The 24,844-nt window shown below is 66.1% G+C and carries 21 protein-coding genes; 3 read left to right on the top strand and 18 right to left on the bottom strand.

What is annotated here, in order from left to right; translation table 11 throughout:
* Positions 1–40: 40 nt before the first annotated feature.
* On the top strand, positions 41–2,365 hold the full coding sequence (locus KVT39_RS15545; RefSeq protein WP_217589500.1) for a Tex family protein: 2,325 nt from the start codon (positions 41–43) through the stop codon (positions 2,363–2,365).
* 266 nt (positions 2,366–2,631) lie between these two features.
* Here KVT39_RS15545 and KVT39_RS15540 read toward each other — a convergent pair whose 3' ends face one another.
* The 17 genes from KVT39_RS15540 to ndk all read right to left on the bottom strand — a co-directional run bounded on the left by KVT39_RS15540 (position 2,632) and on the right by ndk (position 21,350).
* A complete protein-coding gene (locus KVT39_RS15540; RefSeq protein ID WP_034181293.1) occupies positions 2,632–4,548 on the bottom strand; it encodes a potassium transporter Kup in 1,917 nt (638 codons plus the stop codon).
* 274 nt (positions 4,549–4,822) lie between these two features.
* Positions 4,823–5,419 carry a phosphoribosyltransferase gene (locus KVT39_RS15535; protein ID WP_034181292.1) on the bottom strand — a complete coding sequence of 199 codons (597 nt, stop codon included), beginning with the start codon at positions 5,417–5,419 and terminating at the stop codon, positions 4,823–4,825.
* A 6-nt stretch (positions 5,420–5,425) separates the two neighbouring features.
* Positions 5,426–6,772, bottom strand: coding sequence for an adenylosuccinate synthase (locus KVT39_RS15530; protein WP_034181291.1), 1,347 nt, complete (start codon positions 6,770–6,772; stop codon positions 5,426–5,428).
* Positions 6,773–6,885: 113 nt separating this feature from the next.
* A complete protein-coding gene (locus KVT39_RS15525) occupies positions 6,886–8,034 on the bottom strand; it encodes an ATP phosphoribosyltransferase regulatory subunit (protein ID WP_034181290.1) in 1,149 nt (382 codons plus the stop codon).
* A gap of 101 nt (positions 8,035–8,135) precedes the next feature.
* Positions 8,136–8,327, bottom strand: coding sequence for a DUF2065 domain-containing protein (locus tag KVT39_RS15520; protein ID WP_006478685.1), 192 nt, complete (start codon positions 8,325–8,327; stop codon positions 8,136–8,138).
* 36 nt (positions 8,328–8,363) lie between these two features.
* A complete protein-coding gene (gene hflC, locus KVT39_RS15515) occupies positions 8,364–9,263 on the bottom strand; it encodes a protease modulator HflC (RefSeq protein ID WP_034181289.1) in 900 nt (299 codons plus the stop codon).
* A 14-nt stretch (positions 9,264–9,277) separates the two neighbouring features.
* Entirely contained in the window at positions 9,278–10,621 is a 1,344-nt protein-coding gene (hflK, locus tag KVT39_RS15510) for an FtsH protease activity modulator HflK (protein ID WP_217589499.1), read from the bottom strand.
* Positions 10,622–10,668: 47 nt separating this feature from the next.
* Positions 10,669–11,844 carry a GTPase HflX gene (gene hflX / locus KVT39_RS15505; RefSeq protein WP_175750325.1) on the bottom strand — a complete coding sequence of 392 codons (1,176 nt, stop codon included), beginning with the start codon at positions 11,842–11,844 and terminating at the stop codon, positions 10,669–10,671.
* Between the two features lie 72 nt (positions 11,845–11,916).
* Positions 11,917–12,156, bottom strand: coding sequence for an RNA chaperone Hfq (gene hfq, locus KVT39_RS15500; protein ID WP_006399927.1), 240 nt, complete (start codon positions 12,154–12,156; stop codon positions 11,917–11,919).
* Between the two features lie 155 nt (positions 12,157–12,311).
* Positions 12,312–13,649 carry a ribosome biogenesis GTPase Der gene (gene der / locus KVT39_RS15495; RefSeq protein ID WP_051983718.1) on the bottom strand — a complete coding sequence of 446 codons (1,338 nt, stop codon included), beginning with the start codon at positions 13,647–13,649 and terminating at the stop codon, positions 12,312–12,314.
* A 247-nt stretch (positions 13,650–13,896) separates the two neighbouring features.
* Complete coding sequence (gene bamB / locus KVT39_RS15490) at positions 13,897–15,042, bottom strand: outer membrane protein assembly factor BamB (RefSeq protein WP_034181285.1); 1,146 nt, start codon at positions 15,040–15,042, stop codon at positions 13,897–13,899.
* Between the two features lie 41 nt (positions 15,043–15,083).
* Positions 15,084–15,713: a tetratricopeptide repeat protein gene (locus tag KVT39_RS15485; protein ID WP_034181284.1), complete on the bottom strand. Its 630-nt coding sequence runs from the start codon at positions 15,711–15,713 to the stop codon at positions 15,084–15,086.
* Positions 15,714–15,768: 55 nt separating this feature from the next.
* A complete protein-coding gene (hisS, locus tag KVT39_RS15480) occupies positions 15,769–17,109 on the bottom strand; it encodes a histidine--tRNA ligase (RefSeq protein ID WP_034181283.1) in 1,341 nt (446 codons plus the stop codon).
* Positions 17,110–17,125: 16 nt separating this feature from the next.
* Positions 17,126–18,433 (bottom strand): flavodoxin-dependent (E)-4-hydroxy-3-methylbut-2-enyl-diphosphate synthase, encoded by a 1,308-nt coding sequence (gene ispG, locus KVT39_RS15475; protein ID WP_034181398.1) that lies wholly within the window; start codon positions 18,431–18,433, stop codon positions 17,126–17,128.
* 112 nt (positions 18,434–18,545) lie between these two features.
* Complete coding sequence (locus KVT39_RS15470; RefSeq protein WP_217589497.1) at positions 18,546–19,565, bottom strand: helix-turn-helix domain-containing protein; 1,020 nt, start codon at positions 19,563–19,565, stop codon at positions 18,546–18,548.
* A 164-nt stretch (positions 19,566–19,729) separates the two neighbouring features.
* Entirely contained in the window at positions 19,730–20,869 is a 1,140-nt protein-coding gene (rlmN, locus tag KVT39_RS15465; protein WP_034181281.1) for a 23S rRNA (adenine(2503)-C(2))-methyltransferase RlmN, read from the bottom strand.
* A 55-nt stretch (positions 20,870–20,924) separates the two neighbouring features.
* Complete coding sequence (gene ndk / locus KVT39_RS15460) at positions 20,925–21,350, bottom strand: nucleoside-diphosphate kinase (RefSeq protein WP_011352265.1); 426 nt, start codon at positions 21,348–21,350, stop codon at positions 20,925–20,927.
* 249 nt (positions 21,351–21,599) lie between these two features.
* Here ndk and KVT39_RS15455 point away from each other — a divergent pair, with 249 nt between their 5' ends.
* A complete protein-coding gene (locus KVT39_RS15455) occupies positions 21,600–22,298 on the top strand; it encodes a Bax inhibitor-1/YccA family protein (protein ID WP_034181280.1) in 699 nt (232 codons plus the stop codon).
* 63 nt (positions 22,299–22,361) lie between these two features.
* Here KVT39_RS15455 and rlmD read toward each other — a convergent pair whose 3' ends face one another.
* A complete protein-coding gene (rlmD, locus tag KVT39_RS15450) occupies positions 22,362–23,759 on the bottom strand; it encodes a 23S rRNA (uracil(1939)-C(5))-methyltransferase RlmD (RefSeq protein ID WP_081938452.1) in 1,398 nt (465 codons plus the stop codon).
* Positions 23,760–23,963: 204 nt separating this feature from the next.
* Here rlmD and KVT39_RS15445 point away from each other — a divergent pair, with 204 nt between their 5' ends.
* On the top strand, positions 23,964–24,818 hold the full coding sequence (locus KVT39_RS15445) for an endonuclease/exonuclease/phosphatase family protein (protein WP_217589496.1): 855 nt from the start codon (positions 23,964–23,966) through the stop codon (positions 24,816–24,818).
* The last annotated feature ends 26 nt before the right edge of the window (positions 24,819–24,844 follow it).

The following is a 24,844-nucleotide window of genomic DNA, read 5'->3' as shown; positions in this document are numbered from 1 at the left end:
CGGCCCGCGCCGCGATTTCAGCAGGCAGATCATCCACGACATGACGGAAACCGTAGCACTCAAGATCGTACAGCGCATCGCCACCGAACTGTCCGTCCAGCCGCGCCAGGTCGCGGCGGCCGTGCAACTCCTCGACGAAGGCTCGACCGTTCCGTTCATTGCCCGGTACCGCAAGGAAGTGACCGGCAACCTGGACGACACGCAGCTGCGCCAGCTCGAGGAACGCCTCCTGTATCTGCGCGAACTCGAGGATCGCCGCGCGGCGATCCTGTCGAGCATCGACGAACAGGGCAAGCTGACCGACGAACTGCGTGCCGCGATCGACGCGGCCGACAGCAAGCAGGTGCTCGAAGACCTCTATCTGCCGTACAAGCCGAAGCGCCGTACGCGCGCGCAGATCGCCCGCGAAGCCGGCCTCGAGCCGCTCGCGCAGGCGCTGCTCGCGAACCCGCTGCTCGACCCGCAGGCCGAGGCGGCCGCGTATGTCGACGCCGACAAGGGCGTCGCCGACGTGAAGGCCGCGCTCGACGGCGCACGCGACATCCTGTCCGAACAGTTCGGCGAGACGGCTGAGCTGCTCGGCAAGCTGCGCGACTACCTGCACAACCAGGGCGTCGTGTCGTCGGCTGTCGTCGAGGGCAAGGAAAACGAGGAAGGCGAGAAATTCCGCGACTATTACGACTACGCGGAAACGATCAAGACCGTGCCGTCGCACCGCGCACTCGCACTGTTCCGCGGCCGCAACGCGGGCGTGCTGACGGTGAAGCTCGGCCTCGGCGAAGAGCTCGACGCGCAGGTGCCGCATCCCGGCGAGGCGATGATCGCGCGCCATTTCGGTATCGCGAACCAGAACCGCCCGGCCGACAAATGGCTGTCCGACGTATGCCGCTGGTGCTGGCGCGTGAAGGTGCAGCCGCATATCGAGAACGAACTGCTCACGCAACTGCGCGAAACCGCCGAAACCGAAGCGATCCGCGTGTTCGCGCGCAACCTGAACGACCTGCTGCTCGCGGCACCGGCCGGCCCGAAGGCCGTGATCGGTCTCGACCCCGGCCTGCGCACCGGCGTGAAGGTCGCGGTCGTCGACCGCACCGGCAAGGTACTCGCGACCGACACGATCTACCCGCACGAGCCGCGCCGCGACTGGGACGGCTCGATCGCGAAACTCGCGCGCATCGCCGCGCAGACGCAGGCCGAACTGATCAGCATCGGCAACGGCACCGCGTCGCGCGAAACCGACAAGCTCGCGAGCGAACTGATCGCGAAACACCCCGAGCTGCGCCTGCAGAAGATCGTCGTGTCGGAAGCCGGCGCGTCGGTCTACTCGGCGTCCGAGCTCGCGGCGAAGGAATTCCCGGAGCTCGACGTGTCGCTGCGCGGCGCCGTGTCGATCGCGCGCCGCCTGCAGGACCCGCTCGCCGAGCTCGTGAAGATCGAGCCGAAGGCGATCGGCGTCGGCCAGTACCAGCACGACGTGAACCAGCGCGAACTCGCCCGCTCGCTCGACGCGGTCGTCGAGGATTGCGTGAACGCGGTCGGCGTCGACGCGAACACGGCATCCGCCCCGCTGCTCGCACGCGTGTCGGGCCTGAACGCGACGCTCGCGCGCAACATCGTCGACTACCGCGATGCGAACGGCCCGTTCCCGTCGCGCGAGCACCTGCGCAAGGTGCCGCGCCTCGGCGACAAGACGTTCGAGCAGGCCGCCGGCTTCCTGCGCATCAACGGCGGTGAAAATCCGCTCGACCGCTCGTCGGTGCACCCGGAAGCCTATCCTGTCGTCGAGCGGATGCTCGCGAAGATCAGCAAGCGCATCGACGACGTGCTCGGCAACCGCGAGGCGCTGTCGGGCCTGTCCCCTGCGGAATTTGTCGACGAACGTTTCGGCCTGCCGACCGTGCGCGACATCCTGTCCGAACTGGAGAAGCCGGGCCGCGATCCGCGCCCGGAATTCAAGACGGCGACGTTCCGCGAAGGCGTCGAGAAGGTATCGGATCTCGTGCCGGGCATGACGCTCGAAGGGGTCGTGACGAACGTCGCCGCGTTCGGCGCGTTCGTGGATATCGGCGTCCATCAGGACGGCCTCGTCCACGTGTCCGCGATGTCGACGAAGTTCATCAAGGACCCGCACGAAGTCGTGAAGGCCGGCCAGGTCGTCAAGGTGAAGGTGATCGACGTCGACGTGAAGCGCCAGCGCATTGCGCTGACGATGCGCCTCGACGACGATGCGGCAGCACCCGGCATGTCGTCGCGCGGCGGCCAGGATCGCGGCAACGCGGGGCGCGGTGCCGCCCGCCCGCCGCGTTCGCGCGAGCCGGAACCGGCCGGCGCGATGGCCGCGGCATTCGCGAAGCTGAAGCGCTGAGCACGCGAAAGCCGTCGACGCACGCAAAGCCCGCCGCAAGGCGGGCTTTTTTATTGCTGCCGCGAACGCACACGACTCGACGCTCGCTGGCGCCTGCGCGCACGCAGTCGGCTATCTGATTGGATGGTTTGGCTTGTGCGGAACACGCAGCGCGAGGCGGCTGCGTTTGCTTTGCGTTTGCAGCCGGCGCGATGCGAACGATCGCGGCAGGCCTCGGCGGTCGACAGACGCGGCGCGCGGCCAGAAAGCCCGCGCGCCGCGCCCGCTCAGATCTCGATCTTCGTGCCGAGCTCGACGACGCGATTCGCCGGAATCGAGAAGAAGTCGGTCGGCTTCGCGGCGTTCTGATGCATCCACGCGAACACGCGCTCGCGCCAGATCGACATACCGGGCAGATGCGTCGGCACGACCGTTTCGCGCGCGAGGAAGAACGACGTATCCATCAGCTCGAACGTCATGTCGTGCGCGCGGCCGAATTCCTCGAGCACGGCCTTCACGTCCGGCGTCTCGTTGAAACCGTACTCGGCCTTGACGATGTACAGCCCGCCGCCCGCATCGCGCGAGCTCAGGCGCTTGTCGTCGCGCACGTAAGGAAAATCGCGCGTGACGAACGTCAGGAAAATGGTGCGCTCGTGCAGCACCTTGTTGTGCTTCAGGTTGTGCAGCAGGCTGACTGGCACGAGCTTGTCGTTGCCGGTCAGGTAGATCGCGGTGCCCGACACGCGATGCGGCGGATGCGCGAGCAGCCCCTGCAGGAACGGCTCGAGCGGAATGCCGTCGGCCGCCGTGCGCTCCTTGACGATGTGGCGCCCCTTGTACCAGGTCATCAGCAGGAAGAACAGCAACGCGCCGATGCCGAGCGGCAGCCAGCCGCCCTGCGCGACCTTCAGCAGGTTCGCGCCGAAAAAGCCGAGGTCGATCGCGAGGAACACCGCGATGATCGCGCCGACCAGCAACCGGTTCCAGTTCCACACCTTCACCATCACGACGCATGCGAGCACGGTCGTGATCACCATCGTCGCCGTCACCGCAATGCCGTACGCGGCCGCGAGGTTGTCGGAGCTCTTGAAGCCGACCACGATGCAGAGGATCACGAACAGCAGCAGCCAGTTCACGACCGGCACGTAGATCTGGCCGATCGCGAGTTCCGACGTATGCAGCACCTTCATGCGCGGCACGTAGCCGAGCTGGATCGCCTGCGACGTCAGCGAATATGCACCCGAGATCACGGCCTGCGACGCGATCACGGTCGCAACCGTCGACAGCACGACGAGCGGCAGCAGCCCCCATTCGGGCGCCAGCAGGAAGAACGGGTTCTCGATCGCCTTCGGGTTCTGGATCAGCAGCGCGCCCTGGCCGAAGTAGTTCAGCACGAGCGACGGCATCACGAGCCCGTATGCAGCGAGGCGAATCGGCTTCGCGCCGAAGTGACCCATGTCCGCGTAGAGCGCTTCCGCACCGGTCAGCACCAGCACGACCGAGCCGAGCACGACGTAGGCCTGCAACAGGTGATCGGCCATGAACGACGCTGCGTAGTACGGATTGATTGCCGCGATGATGCCCGGCACGCGCACGATGTGGTACACGCCGAGCGCCGCGATCACGACGAACCACAGCACCATGATCGGGCCGAACAGCTTGCCGACCAACGCGGTGCCGTGGCGCTGGATCCAGAACAGCGCGATCAGGATCACGATCGTGATCGGCAGCACGAGGTGCGACAGGTGCGGCGTCGCGATTTCGAGACCTTCGACGGCCGACATCACCGAGATCGCCGGCGTGATCACCGCGTCCCCGTAGAACATGCATGCGCCGAATATCCCGAGCGCCATCAGCGCACCCGCGACGCGGGTTTTCGAGTCGAGCGGCCGCAGCGACAGCGCCATCAGCGCGAGCACGCCGCCTTCGCCGTTGTTGTCTGCCCGCATCACGAACAGCAGGTACTTGACGCCGACCACCAGGATGATCGCCCAGAACAGCAGCGAGATCACACCGAGAATCGAGCTTTCGGTCAGCGGAATGCCGTGCGCGGGGCTGAACGCCTCCTTGAGCGAATACAGCGGGCTGGTGCCGATGTCGCCGAACACGACGCCGATGGCTGCTATCGCTAGCGCCCGCATCGAGTGTTGTTGCGTCGAGTGCGGCGCGTGTGCTGCGTCGGTCGCGTGGATCGTGTCGTTCATATGAAGCGTAATAATCGGGTCCGGGTCGGACAAAACGAGCGCTATTCTACTCGCGCCCCCGTGAAACGCCGCCCTGCTCTGTTGCCGTGAAACCACGTGATCCACGCTGCGCATGCAATCCGGCGCGAGCTGTGGCAGGGCTGCCATCATAGCCGGGGCGGCGCCGTCTGCCTACCGGATACGCAGCGCACACCGCGCCGCACAAACGGTGCCGCAACGAAAAACGGCGCCGCAAGCGGCGCCGTACAAGGCTTTCCTTCGATCGGCCGGCCGCTTACGCGCCCGAACCGTCGCGCTGCGCGCGACCGCGCTTGATCCATGCCTCGAGGTTGTGCGGGCGAACCGTGTCCCACTCTTCGAACGGCTGATGAATCCACGGATTCGTCGGCAGATATTGCGTGTGATAGTCGGGCTTGACCTTCGAGCAACCCTTGTACCAGAGCACGGCCGAACGCACGGCCGTCACGGCCGGATAACGCTCCTTCAGGTGCTCCTGCACACGCGCGAGCGTGACGCCCGAATCGACGAGATCGTCGACCAGCAGCACGTTGCCCGCGAGGTTGCCGCGCGTCATCGTGATGTACTGCGCGATGTCGAGGTCGCCCTGCTCGGTGCCGGCCGCTTCCCGGTACGAACTCGTCGCGAGGATCGCGAGCGGCACGTCGTAGATGCGCGACAGTTGATCGCCGACGCGCAGGCCGCCGCGCGCGAGACACAGGATCTGGTCGAACTTCCAGCCCGATGCATGCACCTCGAGCGCAAGCAGCTCGATCAGACGATGATATTCGTCCCAGCCTACCCACAGGTTCTTGTCATCGTTGCGCGGATCGGTCATCAAGTCTGCCGCCGTCATCGTGATTTGCTGCGTCATCTGGGGTTACACCTTGAACGGATGGCGGAGCAGGATCGTTTCGTCGCGGTCCGGGCCCGTCGACACCATGTCGACCGGCACGCCAGCCACTTCCTGGACGCGGCTCAGGTAGGCCTGCGCGTTCGCCGGCAGTGCTTCCCACGTCTTGATGCCGACCGTGCTTTCCTTCCAGCCGGAGAACGTTTCGTACACGGGCTCGCAACGGGCCACATCGGCCGCACCGCGCGGCAGGATGTCCACATCCTTGCCGTCGATCTTGTAGCCGACGCACAGCTTGACTTCGTCGAGGCCGTCGAGCACGTCGAGCTTCGTCATGCACAGGCCCGACACGCCGTTGATCTGGATCGAGCGGCGCAGCGCGGCCGCATCGAGCCAGCCCGTGCGGCGCGGACGGCCGGTGACGGAACCGAATTCCTTGCCGACGTTCGCGAGCGTGACGCCGACCTGGTCCTGACGCTGCGGGTTGTCCGCATCGTACAGTTCGCTCGGGAACGGGCCCGAACCGACGCGCGTGCAATACGCCTTCGTGATGCCGAGGATGTAGTTGAGCTTCTGCGGACCGACGCCCGCGCCGGCCGACGCCGCACCCGCGACGCAGTTGCTCGACGTGACGAACGGATAGGTGCCGTGATCGATGTCGAGCAGCGTGCCTTGCGCGCCTTCGAACAGCAGGTTCTGGCCCGCGTTGTTCGCGTCGTACAGGCGGCGCGACACGTCGGCCACCATCGGCTTCAGGCGGTCGGCATAGCCGAGCATCGTGTCGAGCGTGGCCTGGAAGTCGACGGCCGCGCCACCCAGGTACTGGGTCAGCACGAAGTTGTGGAAATCGAGGTTTTCGCGCAGGCGGTCGGCGAAGGTCTTCGCGTCGAACAGGTCCTGCACGCGCAGCGCGCGGCGGCCGACCTTGTCTTCGTACGCGGGGCCGATGCCGCGGCCCGTCGTGCCGATCTTGCCCGCGCCCTTGCGCGCTTCGCGCGCCTGGTCGATCGCGATGTGGTACGGCAGGATCAGCGTCGCGGCTTCGGAAATGAACAGACGGTCGCGCACGTTCACGCCGGCTTCTTCGAGCTCGCCGATTTCCTTGAACAGTGCTTCGGGGGACAGGACGACGCCGTTGCCGATGTAGCAGGCGACGCCTTCACGCATGATGCCCGACGGAATGAGGCGCAAGATCGTTTTCTTGCCGCCGATGATGAGGGTGTGGCCGGCGTTGTGACCGCCCTGGAAACGCACGACGCCCTGAGCGTGGTCCGTCAGCCAGTCGACGATCTTGCCCTTGCCTTCATCACCCCATTGAGTTCCCACAACGACGACATTGCGCCCGGGAGTCACGTTCACTGCGCTGGCAGACATGTTGATTCGTTAGCTGGTTAAAAACGTATTCTACCTATGTTCGCGGGCGTTTCCGAATTTTTCCGTTTCGCTTCAACGATATGCACGCCGAAGCACGGCCCGCGAACGCCTGTTTATCGGGGTTCGACCACCCATGCGCCGTTGCGCTCGACGAGCGAACGGTCGCATGCGAACTCGTCGAGCACGTGGTCGTGGCCCGGCAGTGCCTGGATCACGACCTCGCCCGCATCGCGCAGCGCCGCGACGGCCGCGCCCAGCGCGTCGTCCTGCGCCCACGGCGCGAGAATCGCGGTGCCGCGCGCCTCGACCGGCGAAATCCGCGCGAGCTCGCGCAGGTCGAGCGAGAAGCCCGTGGCCGGACGGGCACGGCCATATGCCTGACCCACGTGGTCGTAGCGGCCGCCGCGTGCGATCGCGTTCGGCACGCCGTCGATGTACGCGCTGAACATCGCGCCGCTGTGGTACGCGTAGCCGCGCAGGTCGGCGAGATCGATCGCCACTTCGGCGCCCTTCGCCTGCGCGGCGAGCTGCGCCAGATCGTCGAGCGCCCGCGTGATTTCGGGCAGCACCGGCAGCCGTGCACGCGCCTCGGCGAGCACGCTCGCGTCGCCGTAAAGGCTCGGCAGCGCGCGCAGCGCTGCGCGCGTATCGGCACCGAGATCGTCGGTGAGTTCGTTCAGCAGCGGCACGTCCTTGCCCGACAGCGCGTCGTACAGCGACTCGCCGCGCTCGGCGGCCTGTGCATCGCGCGCCAGCAGCGCCGCGAGCACGCCCGCATGGCCGAGGTCGAGACGGATGCGCGACAGGCCCGCGAGATGCAGTGCGTCGAGCATCAGTTGCTGGATCTCGAGATCGGCTTCCAGCCCGGCATGCCCGTAGATTTCGGCACCGATCTGGATCTGCTCGCGCGTCGCGTGCAGGCCGCGCGGACGCGTATGCATCACGTGGCCCGCATAGCAGAGGCGCGTCACGCCCTGACGGTTCAACAGGTGCGCGTCGATCCGCGCGACCTGCGGCGTGATGTCTGCGCGCAGGCCGAGCGTGCGGCCCGACAGCTGGTCGACCAGCTTGAAGGTGCGCAGGCGCAGATCGGCGCCGCCGCTCGTCAGCAGCGACTCGAGATACTCGAGCAGCGGCGGCATCACCATTTCGTAGCCGTACGAACGGAAACGGTCGAGCAGCCTGCGGCGCAGCTCCTCGATCTTGCGCGCTTCCGACGGCAGTACGTCGGCGATATTCTCGGGAAGTAACCAGGTCGACATCGGTACGGTCCTACGACGGGAAACAGCGCGCGACACGCGCGCCGCAATATGAATCGAAAATTCGGAATCGGGCGGGACGAACGGCGGATGCGCCGTCCGGATCAAGTGGCGAGCAGCAGCAGTACGAGCCCGAGCACCATCACGATCAGCCCGCCGATCCGGATATGATGCGGCGGCCGCTCAGCTATTCTACGAAACGTGTCGCGCCAGGCGACGGGAAACACGAAGGGAAACGCTCCCTCGATGATCAGCATCAGCGCTACTGCGAGCAACAACGAGCCAGCCAGGTCCATGCGAGCGACGGCGCCGCTCGACGCGGCGCCCCAAGGTCAGTGTTTGCGGGGAGCAGGCGCCGACGGTGCGGCACCGCCCGTCGGGCTGCGCATGAAGCGGAAGAACTCGCTGTCGGGATCGACGACGATGATGTCGTTGCGCTTGAACGTCTTCCGGTAGGCCTGCAGGCTCGCGTAGAACTGATAGAACTGCGGATCGCGGCCGAACGCGTCGGCGGCAATCGTCGCGGCCTTCGCGTCGCCCTCGCCCTTGATCGTCTGCGCGGATTTGTACGCGTTCGCGAGCACGGCCTGCTGTTCGCGTTCGGCGTCGGCCTTGATCTGCTCGACGTCGGACGCGCCTTCCGCACGCACCTGTGCCGCCTGATCGCGCAGCGCGCCGATCATCCGCTGATAGACGGCATCCGTCTGCGCAGCCGGCAAGTCGACGCGCGTCAACTGGACGTCGACCACGTCGACGCCGAAACCGGACGCTTTCGCCTTCGCCGCGTCGCGGGCCGCGTCGGCGATCGCGCGCTGGCCGCCGAGGGCATCGTCGAGCGCACGCTTGCCGAACGCGTCGCCGAGCGCGCTCTTCAGCACACCGGCCAGGCGTTCGGTAGCCGCCGCCGGATCGCCGCCCGTCGCCGTGAAATATTTCAGCGGATCGCTGATCCGGTACTTCACCGCATACGCGACGAGCAGGTCGTGCTTGTCTTCCGTTGCCAGTTGCAGCGGATCGGACGACTCGAGCGATTGCAGGCGCGTGTCGATCAGCGTGGCCGTCTGCAGTGGCGGCGGCAGCTTGAAATGGATACCGGGGCCGGCGAGTTCGGGCTGCGCGCCGTCGCGGCCCGACAGCACGGCCGTATGGCGCGGATCGACGGTCAGGACCGTCGAGGAGGCCGCGAAGGCAACGATCACGATTGCGACGACGAGCGCAATGATTCGGTTCATGTTCTGCGCTCCCGTTACTTCAGATCGTCTTCACGCGACCGGCTGCGGAACGCTTCGCGCGATGATCGCAGCACGTCGGTGCCCGACGCCGAGGCGGCCGGTGCCGCGCTCGCGGGTACGGCTGCCGACGGCGCGACAGCCGCCGGTGCGGACGCCGCATCGGGCGCGGTTGCGCCGGTGGACGTCGCGGCGTTTTGCCGCCCCTGCTCGACGAGCTTGTCGAGCGGCAGATACACGACGCTGTTGCCGCCCTTGTTGCCGACGAACACCTTCGTCGCGTTCGAATAGATTTCCTGCATCGTATCGAGGTACATCCGCTCGCGGATCACCGCCGGCGCCTTCGAGTACTGCGCGTAGACCTGCTTGAACCGATCGGCATCGCCTTCGGCTTCCGTGACCACGCGATCGGAATACGCCTTCGCTTCGTCGACGAGCTTCGCGGCATCGCCCTGCGCCTTCGGCAGCAGGTCGTTTGCGTATGCCTGCGCGGCGCGCTTCGCGGCCTCGCGCTCGTCGCGCGCCTTCGCGACTTCACCGTAGGCGGCCTGCGTCTGCTCCGGCGCCGCGACGCTCTGCATCGTGACGGCCGTCACCTCGAGCCCCGACTGGTAGCGGTCGAGATCGCGCTGAATCGCGGCGGAAAGCTGCCCGCGCAGCGCGTCGCGATCCTGGTTCAGCACGTCGGCCGCGCTGCGCGTACCGACGATCGCACGCACCGCGGCCTGCGCGGCCTGCGACACGCTGCGCTCGGGATCGACGCTGCGGAACAGGTAATCGGTTGCCGAACGAATCCGGTACTGGACGATGAAGCGCACGTCGACGATGTCGGCATCGCGCGTCAGCATTGCCGCTTCCTTCACGTTCGCGAGACGCACGACGTTGTTGCGGCCGATCTCGATCGATCGGACCTGCGACGTATCGACGATCTCGTGCGACGCGAACGGATACGGCGCGCGCCAGTGCACGCCCTGGCCGACCGTGCCCGACAGCTTGCCGAGCTGCAGTACGACGCCCGTCTGGCCGTCCTGCACGACGAACAGCCCGCTGCCCGCGTAGACCGCGACCAGCACGCCGATCACGATGCCGACGCCGACCCGCGCAGCCCGTCCGTTGTCGGGACGGAAGCCATTGCCGCCTTTGCCTCCGAAGAGGCCACTCAGGCGGCGGTTGAAGTTGCGCCACATCTCGTCGAGATCGGGCGGACCTTCGCCGTCGCCGCCTTGCGGACGCTTCGATTCGTTCGCACGGGGACGGGATCCGTCTTTGCCATTGCCTTCGCCGCGTCCCCAGCGGGGATCGTTGATCGACAGCAAGGCGCGCATCCGCCGCCAGGTACTCCGCTCGTTGTATTCGTTCACCAGAGTTTGTTCACCAGATTAGACGCCGGCGAACCGGCCGGGACCGGTTAGCGCCCGTGTTCGGAAATCGTGCGGTCTTCGTGTGATTCAGCGGACGCGCCGTCGAGTGCGCCGTTGGGTAACATCGCGCTGGGAAGGTGTTCCGCGGAGGCAATCTCTGCGATGGCGGCACGCAACGCGTCAAGACCCTGACCGGTGCGTGCGCTCAAAAAGACGCGCGAAATATTACCATACTCGTCCCGCTCGACCGCGTCGCCGCGGGCCGCCAGCTCGGGCACGGCGTCGATCTTGTTGAACACCAGCACCTGCCGGATCGTGTCTGCGCCGATCTCGTGCAGCACGCCGTTAACCTGCTCGATCTGCTCGAGCCTGACCGCACTCGATGCATCGACCACGTGCAGCAGCAGATCCGCGTGGATCGTTTCCTCGAGGGTCGCGCGAAACGCCGCGACGAGCTGGTGAGGCAGCTCGCGGATGAACCCGACCGTATCCGACACGACGATCTGGCCGACCTCGTCGCCGAGGTACACGCGCCGCGACGTCGTATCGAGCGTGGCGAACAGCTGGTCGGCCGCGTAGGCCTGCGCTTTCGTCAGCGCATTGAACAGCGTCGACTTGCCCGCGTTCGTATAGCCGACCAGCGACACCGACATCGTGCCGCTGCGCGCGCGCTGCCGGCGTTGCGTGCTGTGTTGCCGGCGCAGCCGATCGAGCCGCGACTTCAGCATCTTGATGCGCTCGCCGATCAGCCGGCGGTCGGTTTCGAGCTGGGTTTCGCCGGGGCCGCGCAGGCCTATACCACCCTTTTGCCGTTCGAGGTGGGTCCATGCGCGAATCAGCCGCGTCGACAGGTATTGAAGCTGCGCGAGCTCGACCTGCAGCTTGCCTTCATGGCTGCGGGCGCGCTGCGCGAAGATATCGAGGATGAGGCTCGTGCGATCGACGACCCGCCTGTTAAGTGCCCGCTCCAGATTACGTTGCTGGGCCGGCGCCAGTGCGTGGTTGAAGATGACGATTTCGACGTTGTGCGTGTCGCAGGCGAGCCGCAGTTCTTCGGCTTTGCCGCTGCCGATGAACATCGCGGCATCGGGACTGGCGCGACGACCTGTGAGGGTGACGGCGGGACGGGCCCCCGCGCTGGAGGCGAGAAGACTGAGTTCTTCGAGACTGGCTTCGAAATCGGTCTTGCCGAAATCGATGCCGACGAGCGCTGCGTTGATCAAATTATCGGGTGTCAAGATAAGGCGGCTGGCATCGGTCGCTCGCGGCGACCGGATGCCGGCCGCTGCGATAGGTTAGGACGAAGCTTCCGCGTCCGGGTGGAAATTCACCGGGCGCGCCGGCACGACCGTCGAGATGGCGTGCTTGTAGACCATCTGGGTCACCGTATTACGGAGCAACACGACGTACTGGTCGAACGATTCAATGTTCCCTTGGAGCTTGATGCCGTTGACGAGGTAGATCGAAACGGGAACGTGCTCTTTGCGCAGTGCGTTCAAAAACGGGTCTTGTAACAATTGCCCTTTGTTGCTCATGGCGTACTCCATCTTTTTTTGCAGGTTGATCTGGATTGGCGGGGAAGAAAAAGAGATCCGGCGCCAATCGCTACACTATAGCCGATTTTGCCTGCCCCGCCCGTGGCATAGGCCTTGCGGCCTATCCCTTGCGGGACGCGTGTAACAGGCGTGCTTCAGCCCTTGTCCGCGTACGGATTGTTCGACGAACGGAACTCTATGCGCAATGGAGTCCCGGTCAGCGAGAAAGTTTCGCGGAACCGGTTTTCCAGGTAGCGCTTGTACGTTTCCGTCACGGCGTCGAGCGCGTTGCCGTGGATCACGATGATCGGCGGATTCTGGCCGCCCTGGTGCGCGTAGCGCAGCTTCGGACGCACCGGGCCGCGACGGCGCGGCTGCTGGAACTCGACGGCCTCGATCAGCGCGCGCGTGAGCTTCGGCGTCGGCAGCTTCGCCATCGCCGCCGCGTACGCGTCGTCGACCGAGCGCATCAGCGTGCCGATGCCCGTCTTCTTCGCGGCCGAAATGAAGTGCGATTTCGCGAAGTCGAGGAATTTCAGCTTACGGGTCAAATCCGCTTTCGCGCGATCGCGTGCGTGCTCGTCGAGCCCGTCCCACTTGTTGACGCCGATCACGAGCGCGCGGCCCTGCTCGACGACGAAGCCGGCGATGTGCGCGTCCTGGTCGGAAATGTCCTGCTGCGCATCCAGCAGAAGAATGACGACATTAGCGTCGGAAATCGACTGCAGCGTCTTCACGACCGAGAACTTCTCGATCGCTTCGAACACCTTGCCGCGCCGCCGCAGGCCGGCCGTGTCGATCAGCGTGTATTTCTTGCCGTTGCGCTCGAAGTCGACGTAGATCGAATCGCGCGTGGTGCCCGGCATGTCGAACGCGATCACGCGGTCCTCGCCGATCAGCGCGTTCACGAGCGTCGACTTGCCGACGTTCGGCCGGCCGACGATCGCGATCTTGATGCCGCGCGACGGGTCGTTCTCGTCTTCCTCTTCGGGCTGGTCCCTGTATGCGACTTCCAGCGCCTCGTTGATCATGTCGGTCACGCCGTCGCCGTGCGCGGCCGAGATCGCGCGCGGGTCGCCGAGCCCGAGCTCGTAGAAGTCTGTCGCGACCGCCGTGTACTTCATCCCCTCGGCCTTGTTGACGACGAGGAAGATCGGTCGGCCGGTCTTGCGCAGGTAGTCGGCGATCGACTTGTCCTGCGGCGCGAGCCCGTTGCGGCCGTCGACGATGAACACGACGACGTCGGCCTCTTCAACCGCCTGCCGCGTCTGGCGCGCCATCTCGTGCAGGATGCCGTCCTTCGCGACGGGTTCGAAGCCGCCCGTATCGACGACCAGGTACGGCCGCTCGCCGACGCGCCCTTCGCCGTAATGGCGATCGCGCGTCAGGCCCGGCAGGTCGGCAACCAGCGCATCGCGCGAGCGCGTGAGCCGGTTGAACAGCGTGGATTTCCCCACATTGGGGCGCCCAACGAGGGCAATGACCGGTTTCATCTATGTTTTCTACGGTGAAGCGCAGCAGCGGGAGGCCCGCTGCTGCGGGCGGCTGCGCTGAATGAAAATATCACGAATTCGCGCCGCGCCGGATGCGCGCGCCGGGCGCGCGTTGCGCGCCGTCGTCTTTCGTCTCGAACTGCCTTTCAAATACCGAGCGGCCGGGAACACCGGCCGCCTTCATGTCGCGCGGCCAGGGCGCGCGGGACAAGCCCGCCGCACCGCGACCGCGCATGTTTCGTGCGCGTCAGCGCGGACGGAATCCGTACAGGCCGCCGTCCTTCGTCTGCACGACGAGCGTATTGCCCGCGAGGACCGGTGCAGCCGTAATCGCGCTGCCGTCGGTCTTCATCCGCGCGATGAAGCTGCCGTCTTCGCGCGACAGGAAGTGCACGACGCCCTGGTAGTCGCCCATCACGAGCGCATGCCCGAGCAGGTACGGCACGCCGACGTCGCGGCTCTTCAGCTTGTCGTTGCGCCAGAGCTGGTTGCCCGACGCCGCGTCGTACGCCGTCACGACCGACCAGTCGTCGCCGCCGGCGACCACCGAATCGTCCTGTGCGAGGCCGCTGCGGCTCGAGAACGCCTTTTCCCACAGCGGGCGGCCCGAGTTTGCATCGAAGCAGCCGAGCTGACCCTGGAACGTCACCGCGCAGGCTTCGGCGCCCACGAGCGTCGGCGGACCGCTGACGTCGTTGATGCGCTCGACTTCGGTCACGCCCTTCGGAAACGACACGGGCGTCTGCCAGAACGGCTCGCCCGTCTGCAGGTTGATCGCGACGAGACCGCCGCCCGGGAAGCCCGCCAGCACCGCCGCGTCGCCCGCGAACGTCATGCCGGCCGACACGCGCAGGTTCAGCGGCACCGCGCGGTTGCGGTAGTTCCACTTCTGCTCGCCCGTCTGCGCGTTGAAGGCGATCACCTGCCCGTCGATCGTGCGGACGACCACGAGGCCGTTGCCGACGAGCGGCGGCGAGAAGATCTCGCCCTGCACGCTGGTCTTCCACAGTTGCTTGCCGTCCGGGCCCAGCACGAACACGCCGCCCTTCAGTGCGCCGACAGCGGTCAGGTTGCCGTCGCTGCCGACACCGGCCGACAGGTCCGAATCGACCTTCGAGCGCCAGACCGTCTGGCCCGTCTTCGCGTCGATCTTCTCGACCGAACCGTTTTCGCCCGCCGCATAGACGGCGTCGCCAACGGCCACCGGCGAGAACAGGTAGCGTCCGCCCTTGCCGACGCTCGCCTTCCAGACCTGTTGCACGTCCATCACGGGCTTGAACTCGGTGAGCGGCGTCGGCACGCGGCGCGCATCCTTCGACGACGAGCAGGCCGCCAATGCCAGGACAGCCGCCGCGCAGGCAACGGGCACAGCGTAACGTTTCAGCAAATTCATCGGTTAGCGAAGCAGAGTTAAGAGGTTGAGGGGACCGGGGTTCAGCCGCCGAGCGCGTCCAGCTTGAACTGCACGAGCTGGCGCGCGGACTGGTCGTCCTTCGACAGGCCGTCGAGCGCCAGCTTGTAAGCGGCGCGCGCATCGTCGGTCTTGCCTTGCGCGGCAAGCAGATCGCCGCGGCGATCGGCCACGAGGCCCTTGAATGCATCGAGCGGCGTACCCGACAGCAGCGCGAGGCCCGCGTCGTATGCCTTCTCGTCGAGCAGCAGCGATGCGAGACGCAGCTTCGCGATCTGCTTGTACTCGTCGTCCTTGGCGTGATCGACGGCCCATTGCAGCTGCGCCTTCGCGCCTGCGGAGTCGCCGGCCGCGTACAGCACCTTCGCGGCCGCGAGCGCCGTCATCTGCGCATACGGCGTACTGCCGAACTTGTCTTCCATGTCGGCGGCCGCGCGAGCCATCGTCGCCTTGTCGTTCGCGGCGGCGGCCTTCTGGACTTGCTCGTACAGCCCGGACGCCTCGGCAGCCTGACGGCGCTGCCAGTAGTTCCAGCCGTTGAAACCGGCCGCGACGACGAGCGCCGCGAGCACGATCCACGTGGTCAGGTTGCCCCAGCGGGCCCACCACGCCTTGACACTTTCAATCGATTCTTGTTCGTCGTGATAACTCATCGGCGAGCGATTCCTTCCTGTTCAGGCCTTTCTTGTCGAGCGATTGCCAGCGCGATCAGTCGTCGCCGTCTTCGGCGGATGCAACCATCGCATTGATTAGGAATTCGGTCAAGCTTTCGACCGGTACGGTCTGCTGAACGTTCTTTTCCCCGTCTTCGCCTGCACCGCGCAGTGCTTTCACGCCCACCGTGCCGTTCGCGACCTCTTCTTCGCCGAAGATCACCGCGAATGCCGCGCCGCTTGCATCGGCCCGCTTCATCTGCGACTTGAAGCTCGCCGGCGCGCCGTCGGCGCTGCAGTGGAAGATCACATCGAGGCCCGTGTCGCGCAGGCGCTCCGCCGCGATGAACGCCTGTTCGCGGGCGGTCTCGCCCTGGTGCACGACGTACACGTCGACGCCTTCCTGCTCGGGCGCCAGATCCTCTTCCTTCAGCAGTTCGAGGATGCGCTCGATGCCCATCGCCCAGCCGCACGCGGCGGTCGGCTTGCCGCCGAGCTGCTCGATCAGCGGATCGTAGCGGCCGCCGGCCGCGACCGTGCCCTGCGCGCCGAGCTTGTCCGTCACCCACTCGAACACGGTCAGGTTGTAGTAGTCGAGGCCGCGCACGAGACGCGGGTTGATCTTGAACGGAATGTTGTTCGCGAGCAGCAGGCGCTGCAGCCCCTCGAAGTGCGCGCGCGATTCGTCGCCGAGGAAGTCGATCAGCTTCGGCGCATTCTGCGCGATCTCCTGCAGCGCGGGATTCTTCGTGTCGAGCACGCGCAGCGGGTTCGTATACAGGCGGCGCTGCGCTTCGGCGTCGAGCGCGTCGACGTGCTGCTCGAGATACTTGATCAGCTCGACGCGGTGCGCGGCGCGTTCTTCGGCGAGGCCGAGCGAGTTGATCTCGAGCTTGATGCCGGTCAGGCCGAGGTCGTCCCACAGGCGCTGGCACATCATGATGATCTCGGCATCCGCATCGGGCCCCGCGAAGCCGAGCGCCTCGACGCCGACCTGGTGGAACTGGCGGTAGCGGCCGCGCTGCGGACGCTCGTGGCGGAACATCGGGCCGATGTACCACAGGCGCTTCGGGCCGTCGTACAGCATGTTGTGCTCGATCGACGCGCGCACGACGGCCGCGGTGTTTTCCGGGCGCATCGTCAGGTTCTCGCCGTTCAGCGCGTCGGTGAAGCTGTACATCTCCTTCTCGACGATGTCGGTGACTTCGCCGATGCCGCGCGTGAAGAGCTGCGTGTGTTCGACGATCGGCGTGCGGATGTTCTGGTAGCCGTATGCGCGCAGCAGCGATTTCACGGTGGCTTCGAAGAATTCCCACAGGCCGGCATCCTGCGGAAGGATGTCGTTCATGCCCTTGACGCCGGTGAGCTTCTCGATCTTGCGTTTCTGTTCAGTCATCGTGTGTGTTGACGAATTAGTTCACTGCCGCGTCGGCGCGGCCATAGTTGCGTGCGACGTAGTCGCTGACGATCTGCTGGAATTCCTCGGCGATCCGCTCGCCGCGCAGCGTCTTGACCTTCTCGCCGTCGACGAAGACGGGCGCGGCCGGGTTTTCGCCCGAACCCGGCAGGCTGATGCCGATGTTCGCGTGCTTCGATTCGCCCGGGCCGTTGACGATGCAGCCCATCACCGCGACGTTCATCTTCTCGACGCCCGGGTACTCCTTGCGCCAGACCGGCATCTGCTCGCGCAGGTAGGTCTGGATCTGCATCGCGAGTTCCTGGAACAGCGTGCTCGTCGTGCGGCCGCAGCCCGGGCACGCGATCACCATCGGCGCGAACGAGCGCAGGCCCATCGTCTGCAGGATTTCCTGGCCGACGATCACCTCGCCCGTACGCGACGCACCCGGTTCCGGCGTCAGCGAGATGCGGATCGTGTCGCCGATCCCTTCCTGCAGCAGCACGCCGAGCGCAGCCGTCGATGCGACGATGCCCTTCGAGCCCATGCCGGCCTCGGTCAGCCCGAGGTGCAACGCGAAGCCGCAGCGGCGGCCGAGTTCGCGGTACACGGCAATCAGGTCCTGCACGCCGCTGACCTTGCACGACAGCACGATGCGGTCGCGGCCGAGACCCAGCTCGACTGCACGCTCGGCCGAGCCGATCGCCGACTGGATCAGCGCCTCGTACATCACGCTTTGCGCGTCCCACGGCTGCGAGCGCGCGCCGTTCTCGTCCATCATGCGCGCGAGCAGGTCCTGGTCGAGACTGCCCCAGTTCACGCCGATCCGCACCGGCTTGTCGTACTTGGCCGCGGCCTCGATCATCTGCGCGAACTGCGTATCGCGCTTCGCGCCCTGACCGACGTTGCCGGGGTTGATCCGGTACTTCGACAGCGACTCCGCGCAGCCCGGGTAGTCGCGCAGCAGCAAGTGGCCGTTGTAGTGGAAATCGCCGACGAGCGGTACGGTCACGCCCATCCGGTCGAGCTGCTCGCGGACCGCCGGCACGGCAGCCGCGGCCTCGGGCGTGTTGACCGTGATGCGCACCAGTTCCGAGCCCGCGTTCGCGAGCTCCTTGATCTGGATCGCGGTGCCGATCGCGTCGGCCGTGTCGGTATTCGTCATCGACTGCACGCGCACCGGCGCGTCGCCGCCGATCGTCACGAGCTGCCCGCCCCAGCGGACATCCACCGCATGCGACACGCGGCGGGGCTGATGCCCGCCGAACACCGGCTCGGTTGAACAAATCTGACTGCTGCGTGGGGATTGAGCTTCGGATTGCATCGATAGATCCATTTACGCGGAATGCGCCGCAACGCGGCGCATGAATTGAAAAAGCGCCGTGTCCTCACGGCCTGCCGATATCGACGACAGGCCTTCGCCACGGCGCTTGACGTCAGGGCAACGTGAACCGCGCCACATTACCCCGCGCTGCCGAATATTTTGCCGGATCGACAGGTTTTCCGTCGAACGCGACCGCGTCGAGGCCTGCCTTGTTGCCGATCGTGACCTTGAACGGCCCGTCGCCGGCGACCTGCTTCGTCTCGCCGGCCCGCACCAGTGCCGAGAACAGCTCCTTGCCGTTCTTGTCGCGCACGCTGAACCAGCAATCCTGCTTGACCTTCAGTTCGACCATCGACTGGCCAGCCGCAACCGCGACGCTCGCCGGCTCGGCCGGCGCAGCGGCACTCGCGGCCGTCGCTGCCACGACGGGTTGCGATGCAGCCGACGCCGCGACCGGTGCCACGGGCGCCGGGACAGCAGACGCAATCGCCTGCGCCGGGGCGGCGGATGCAGCGGCCGGGGCCGGAACCTCATTGGCTGCTACGACCGACGCGCCGCTCGCGGCCGTCTCTTCGACGGAAGACGACGATGCCGCCGACGCGCTCGCAGCCGACGCATGTTCCGCGTCGCCGCCCTTGAAGCGCGCGAGCAGGCTCGACGAATCGCCGCCAGTGTGCCACATCAGTACGGCAACCACTGCGACGACGACGATCGCCGTTCCCCACAGCCACGGGTGGTGGTGCGACGAGCCGCCCAGCGGAATCGACACGCGGCCGCGCGGCAGATCCGTCCCCGACGATGCGGGCATCGACAGATCGACTTCCGGCACCCCGCGCTCGCGGCGCAGCGCCTGCGCGAACGGCTCCGGATCGACGCCGAGCATCTTCGCGTAGCTGCGCACGACACCGAGCGCGAACGTCACGCCAGGCAAATGACTGATGTCGCCGGCCTCGAGCGCCCGGAGCTTCTGCGGTGCGACCTTGAGCCGCGCCGATACGTCGTCGACCGTCCAGCCCTTTGTCTCCCGAAGCTGCGCCAGCCGGCTGCCGACCGCCGCCAGCGATTCCAGTCCCGCCGGTGCCGGTCTTGCGGCATTCGTCTCTGCGCCGTTAGTCGGCTGCGGCTCACTCATCCTTGTCCTCGCGTCGATTCTTCTTCACTGGCGGCCGCCGCCGGCTCCCGCCGGCCTGCACCCGCAACTGTTCATACCATGCGCGGCGCCGTGGCGCCGCGACCGATCGCTATTCGCGTGTTGTACCGCCAAGAGGTTCGGGCATCCCCGGCTAGGCGCCCCCGTCAAACTGCCCGAACTTCGATGATTTTTGCTGCTGCGCCCGTTCGTTCCGCGAGGCGCGTGCGGTCCTTCACCGCGCCGGCCAGCTGGCCGCACGCGGCATCGATATCGTCGCCGCGCGTCTTGCGCACGGTCGTGACGACACCCGCGTCGATGAGGACCTGTGCAAAGCGCTTGATCTGCTCCGGCTTCGAGCGGATGAGGCCCGATTCCGGGAACGGATTGAACGGGATCAGATTGAACTTGCACGGCACGTCGCGCGTGACGGCCAGCAGTTCGCGCGCATGCGCTTCGGTGTCGTTGACGCCGTCGAGCATGCAGTATTCGAAAGTAATGAAGTCGCGCGGCGCGACTTTCAGATAGCGCTGGCACGCAGCCATCAGCTCGCGAAGCGGATACTTCTTGTTGAGCGGCACCAGTTCGTCGCGCAGCGCATCGTTCGGCGCGTGCAGCGAAACGGCCAACGCGACCGGCAATTCGGCGCCGAGGCGGTCCATCATCGGCACCACGCCGGACGTCGACAGCGTGACGCGGCGGCGCGACAGGCCGTACGCGTTGTCGTCGAGCATCAGCCGCATCGCGGGCACGACCGCGCTGTAATTCAGGAGCGGCTCGCCCATGCCCATCATCACCACATTGGTGACGACCCGCTCGGCCTTGCCGTTCGGGCCGGGCGCGCGACCCAGCGACGCTCGCAATGCAAATTCGGCCATCCGCAGCTGGCCAATGATTTCGGCTGTCGACAGGTTGCGGGAAAAGCCCTGCTTGCCCGTCGAACAGAAGCGGCAGTTGACCGCGCACCCGGCCTGCGACGACACGCACAGCGTGCCGCGCGTCTCTTCCGGGATGAACACGGTTTCGACCGCATTGCCGTTTCCGACGTCGATCAGCCACTTGCGCGTGCCGTCGGTGGAAACGTGATCGCTGGCGATATCCGGCATCACGATCGACGCGCGGCCCTTGAGTTTCTCCCTCAGGGACTTCGCGAGATCGGTCATGCCGTCGAAATCGCCGGCGTTGTATTGGTGGATCCAGCGCTGCAACTGCTTGGCGCGGAACGGCTTCTCGCCGAGGCTGCCGCAGTACGCGACAAGACCCTCGGCATCGAAGTCGAGAAGATTGACGGAAGTTTCGCTCGTCATGATGTGCTGCCTTGCCGCGTGCGCTGAATCCTGCCTACCTGCTGTCAGCCAGAGCTTAACGCGAGTAAACGTTCATTTCCGGGAAGAAGAACGCGACTTCGACCGCAGCCGTTTCTGCTGCGTCCGAGCCGTGCACGGCGTTCGCGTCGATGCTGTCGGCGAAGTCGGCGCGGATCGTGCCCTTTTCCGCCTTCTTCGGATCCGTTGCGCCCATCAGGTCGCGGTTCTTCAGGATCGCGCCTTCACCTTCCAGAACCTGGATCATCACCGGGCCCGAGATCATGAAATCGACGAGATCCTTGAAGAACGGACGCGCTGCGTGAACCGCGTAGAACTTCTCTGCGTCAGCACGCGACAGGTGTGCCATGCGCGATGCGACGATCTTCAGGCCGGCGCCTTCGAAACGGCTGTAGATCTGGCCGATCACGTTCTTTGCCACCGCATCCGGCTTGATGATCGACAGGGTGCGCTCGATTGCCATAAAAACTCCAAGAAATTAAGAAGTTACAGGTTCAAATGAATCCGCTATTGTAGCACGATCCCGTGTATCATTGCGATTGAACCCTTACACGCGTGAAAGGTTCCGAATCCATATGTTTTGCGCCGCGCAGCCATTGAAACCTCGCGGCGCGGAACGTATCTTAGCCATAGCTGCTCCGGTTTGCTGCGCCGCACACCGCGTGCGCCGAACCGGCCCCGGACGCCCACGCGTTCCATGTTAGGAGAAACCATGAACGACTATCCGTACAATTTCGGTCGCGGCGGTTCCGTCAGCACCGCCGAGGTTCGCAACCGCGTGCTGCGGAACACGTACTGGCTGCTCGCGCTATCGATGGTGCCGACCGTGCTGGGCGCCTGGGTCGGCGTCACGACGGGCTTCTCGCTGTTCGCGGCCACGAGCCCGATGATGAGCCTGCTTGCGTTCTTCGCGATCGCGTTCGGCTTCATGTTCGCGATCGAGCGGACGAAGAACAGCGCGGCCGGCGTGTTCGTGCTGCTCGGCTTCACGTTCTTCATGGGCCTGATGCTGTCGCGGCTGCTGAGCTTCATCCTCGGCTTCTCGAACGGCCCGTCGCTGATCATGCTCGCGTTCGGCGGCACCGGCATCATCTTCGCCGCGATGGCGACGATCGCCACCGTCAGCAAGCGCGATTTCTCGGGCCTCGGCAAGTGGCTGTTCATGGGCGTGATCGTGATCCTGCTCGCGTCGGTCGCGAACATCTTCCTGCAGCTGCCGGCGCTGATGCTCACCGTGTCGGTGCTCGCGATCGCGATCTTCTCCGCGTACATGCTGTTCGACGTCCAGCGCGTCGTGAACGGCGGCGAGACGAACTACATCTCGGCGACGCTCGCGATCTACCTCGACCTGTACAACGTGTTCACGAACCTGCTCGCGCTGCTCGGCATCTTCGGCGGCAACCGCAACTGACGTCCGCCACGCACCATGAAAAAACCGGCCCGAGGGCCGGTTTTTTTACGTCCGCCGCCCGGCTCAGTCGCGCTCGAACAGCGCGATCGATTCGACGTGCGACGTATTCGGGAACATGTTCACGACACCGGCGCCCTTCAGCCGGTAGCCGGCCTCGTGCACGAGCAGGCCCGCGTCGCGCGCAAGCGTCGACGGGTTGCACGACACGTAGACGATCCGCTTCGGAAGCGGGCCTTCGCCGCTTTGCGCGATCTCGGCCAGCGCCTTCGACACCGCGAGCGCGCCTTCGCGCGGCGGATCGATCAGGAACTTGTCGAATGCGCCGAGCGCGCGGAGGTCGTCGCCCGTCACTTCGAACAGGTTCCGGCATGCGAACGTCGTATGGCCGTCGACACCGTTCTCGCGCGCATTCGCGAGCGCGCGCGTCGTCAGCGTTTCGCTGCCCTCGATACCCATCACCTCGCGCGACAGGCGCGCGAGCGGCAGCGTGAAGTTGCCGATCCCGCAGAACAGGTCGAGCACGCGGTCGTCGCGCGACGGCGCGAGCAGGCGCAGCGCGCGGCCCACCAGCACGCGGTTGATCTGATGGTTGACCTGCGTGAAGTCGGTCGGCTTGAACGGCATGCGGATGCCGAACTCCGGCAGCGTGTAGTCGAGCGACACGTCGAGCGGATAGAACGGCGTCACCGTGTCGGGGCCCTTCGGCTGCAGCCAGAACTGCACCTTGTGCTCGTCCGCGAACGCGCGCAGCAACGCTTCGTCGTCCGCGTTGATCGGCTCCAGCACGCGCAGCACGAGCGCCGTGACCTCCGAACCGACCGCGAGCTCGATCTGCGGCATCCGATCGCGGATCGACAGCCCCTCGACGAGCCGGCGCAGCGGCACCAGCATTGCCGACACGTGCGGCGGCAGCACTTCGCAGCTCGTCATGTCGGCAACGTAGCTGCTCTTCTTCTCGTGGAACCCGACCAGCACGCCACCCTTCTTCGCCACGTTGCGCACGGTCAGGCGCGCACGGTAGCGATAACCCCATGACGGGCCGTGGATCGGCGCGAACATCGTTTCCGCCCGCAGCTTCGCCAGGTGCCACAGGTTGTCTTCAAGCACGCGCTGCTTGACCGCCACCTGCGCGCGCATGTCGAGATGCTGCATCGAGCAGCCGCCGCAGGTGCCGAAGAACTTGCATTTCGGCTGCGTGCGCATCACGCTCGGGCGCAGAATATCGACAACCGTCGCCTGCTCGTAGCTCGGCTTGCGGCGGTAGCTCGAATAGGTCACACGCTCGCCGGGCAGCGCGCCCTCGACGAAAATGACCTTGCCCGGCTCGCCGTCCTCGGTCATCGTGCGGCCGACACCGCGCGCTTCCATGTCGAGCGATTCGATCTCGAGAACCGGGGCGATCCCGGGCGCGACGGGCGCATTTTTCGATTTGCGCGCAGAAGTGGGGACGGCTTCGGACACCAGCTTTTCCTGACAAACGTTGAAGAAGGCGAGATTGTAGACGACGAAGGCCCGCATCGGGCAAGCGCCGACACTTAAGCATAGACGGCCCCGCATTGCGCTGGGACGGCCCCGCGAATAGCTCAGGAACGCCCGCAGCCGGCAGGATGCGAACCAGTCAGGAGAGACCGGAAACCCGAAATCCGCCCGACAGGAGATTCGACCATGCAACTGATCGACTGGAACATCCAATGGGGTCGGGACGCCGACGGCGTTGTCGACCTTTCGCGCACCGTCGCGACGATCCGCCGGCTCGGCGATTTCGACGTGCTGTGCCTGCAGGAAGTCACGCGCGGCTTCGGCGCACTGCCCGGCCGGCCCGGCCCCGACCAGTTCGTCGAACTCGCGGCGCTGCTGCCCGGCTATACGATCGTCGAAGCCATCGGCGCGGACCTGCCGGCCCTCGAACCCGGCGCGCCGCGCCGCCAGTTCGGCAATGCGATCGCGACCCGGCTGCCGGTCGGACGCGTGCTGCGCCAGTTACTGCCGTGGCCGGCCGACGCCGGCGCGCCGTCGATGCCGCGCATCGCGCTCGACGTCGAGCTGCACGCGCCGTTCGGCCCGCTGCGCGTGGTCACCACGCACCTCGAATACTATTCGGCGCGCCAGCGGCTTGCGCAGGTCGACGCACTGCGCGACCGGCATCGCGAGGCCTGCGCGCACGCGGAACGGCCCGCGCCCGCCGAAACTGCCGAGGGGCCGTTCAGCGCGACCGGCCAGCCGTGCGACGCGATCGTCTGCGGTGATTTCAACAGCGCGTTCGGCAGCGATGCGTTCCGGCGCTTCCTGGAGCCGATCGCCGACGCCCCGCACTTCGTCGACGCATGGGTCGCGCGGCATCCCGGCAGCACGCCGCCGCCGACGGCCGGCGTCTACGATACGGTGCAATGGTCGGAGGGGCCGCTCGCGTGCGACTTCGTGTTCGTGACCGATACGCTGCTGCCGCGCGTCATGCGCTGCGAGATCGACGGCGACGTGCGCGCGTCGGACCACCAGCCGGTGCTGCTCGAACTCGCTTGATCGTGCCGACTGCGTAGCGCGGCGCC

The organism is Burkholderia sp. GbtcB21 (genome assembly GCF_019091065.1).
Taxonomy (GTDB): domain Bacteria; phylum Pseudomonadota; class Gammaproteobacteria; order Burkholderiales; family Burkholderiaceae; genus Burkholderia; species Burkholderia pyrrocinia_C.
The sequence above is the reverse complement of the archived record's forward strand: the minus strand, read 5'-3'. Positions and strand labels throughout refer to the sequence as shown.

Bases quoted from the DNA above. Each gene is read 5' to 3' on its own strand.
- bamB (WP_034181285.1), bottom strand. From the start codon at position 15,042: ATGAATTTGCTGAAACGTTACGCTGTGCCCGTTGCCTGCGCGGCGGCT.
- KVT39_RS15525 (WP_034181290.1), bottom strand. From the start codon at position 8,034: ATGTCGACCTGGTTACTTCCCGAGAATATCGCCGACGTACTGCCGTCG.
- KVT39_RS15535 (WP_034181292.1), bottom strand. From the start codon at position 5,419: ATGACGCAGCAAATCACGATGACGGCGGCAGACTTGATGACCGATCCG.
- KVT39_RS15545 (WP_217589500.1), top strand. From the start codon at position 41: ATGACGGAAACCGTAGCACTCAAGATCGTACAGCGCATCGCCACCGAA.
- KVT39_RS15445 (WP_217589496.1), top strand. From the start codon at position 23,964: ATGCAACTGATCGACTGGAACATCCAATGGGGTCGGGACGCCGACGGC.
- KVT39_RS15540 (WP_034181293.1), bottom strand. From the start codon at position 4,548: ATGAACGACACGATCCACGCGACCGACGCAGCACACGCGCCGCACTCG.
- hisS (WP_034181283.1), bottom strand. From the start codon at position 17,109: ATGACTGAACAGAAACGCAAGATCGAGAAGCTCACCGGCGTCAAGGGC.
- rlmN (WP_034181281.1), bottom strand. From the start codon at position 20,869: ATGACGAGCGAAACTTCCGTCAATCTTCTCGACTTCGATGCCGAGGGT.
- KVT39_RS15485 (WP_034181284.1), bottom strand. From the start codon at position 15,713: ATGAGTTATCACGACGAACAAGAATCGATTGAAAGTGTCAAGGCGTGG.
- ndk (WP_011352265.1), bottom strand. From the start codon at position 21,350: ATGGCAATCGAGCGCACCCTGTCGATCATCAAGCCGGATGCGGTGGCA.
- der (WP_051983718.1), bottom strand. From the start codon at position 13,649: ATGAAACCGGTCATTGCCCTCGTTGGGCGCCCCAATGTGGGGAAATCC.
- hflC (WP_034181289.1), bottom strand. From the start codon at position 9,263: ATGAACCGAATCATTGCGCTCGTCGTCGCAATCGTGATCGTTGCCTTC.
- ispG (WP_034181398.1), bottom strand. From the start codon at position 18,433: ATGCAATCCGAAGCTCAATCCCCACGCAGCAGTCAGATTTGTTCAACC.
- KVT39_RS15530 (WP_034181291.1), bottom strand. From the start codon at position 6,772: ATGTCTGCCAGCGCAGTGAACGTGACTCCCGGGCGCAATGTCGTCGTT.
- KVT39_RS15455 (WP_034181280.1), top strand. From the start codon at position 21,600: ATGAACGACTATCCGTACAATTTCGGTCGCGGCGGTTCCGTCAGCACC.
- KVT39_RS15520 (WP_006478685.1), bottom strand. From the start codon at position 8,327: ATGGACCTGGCTGGCTCGTTGTTGCTCGCAGTAGCGCTGATGCTGATC.
- hfq (WP_006399927.1), bottom strand. From the start codon at position 12,156: ATGAGCAACAAAGGGCAATTGTTACAAGACCCGTTTTTGAACGCACTG.
- KVT39_RS15470 (WP_217589497.1), bottom strand. From the start codon at position 19,565: ATGAGTGAGCCGCAGCCGACTAACGGCGCAGAGACGAATGCCGCAAGA.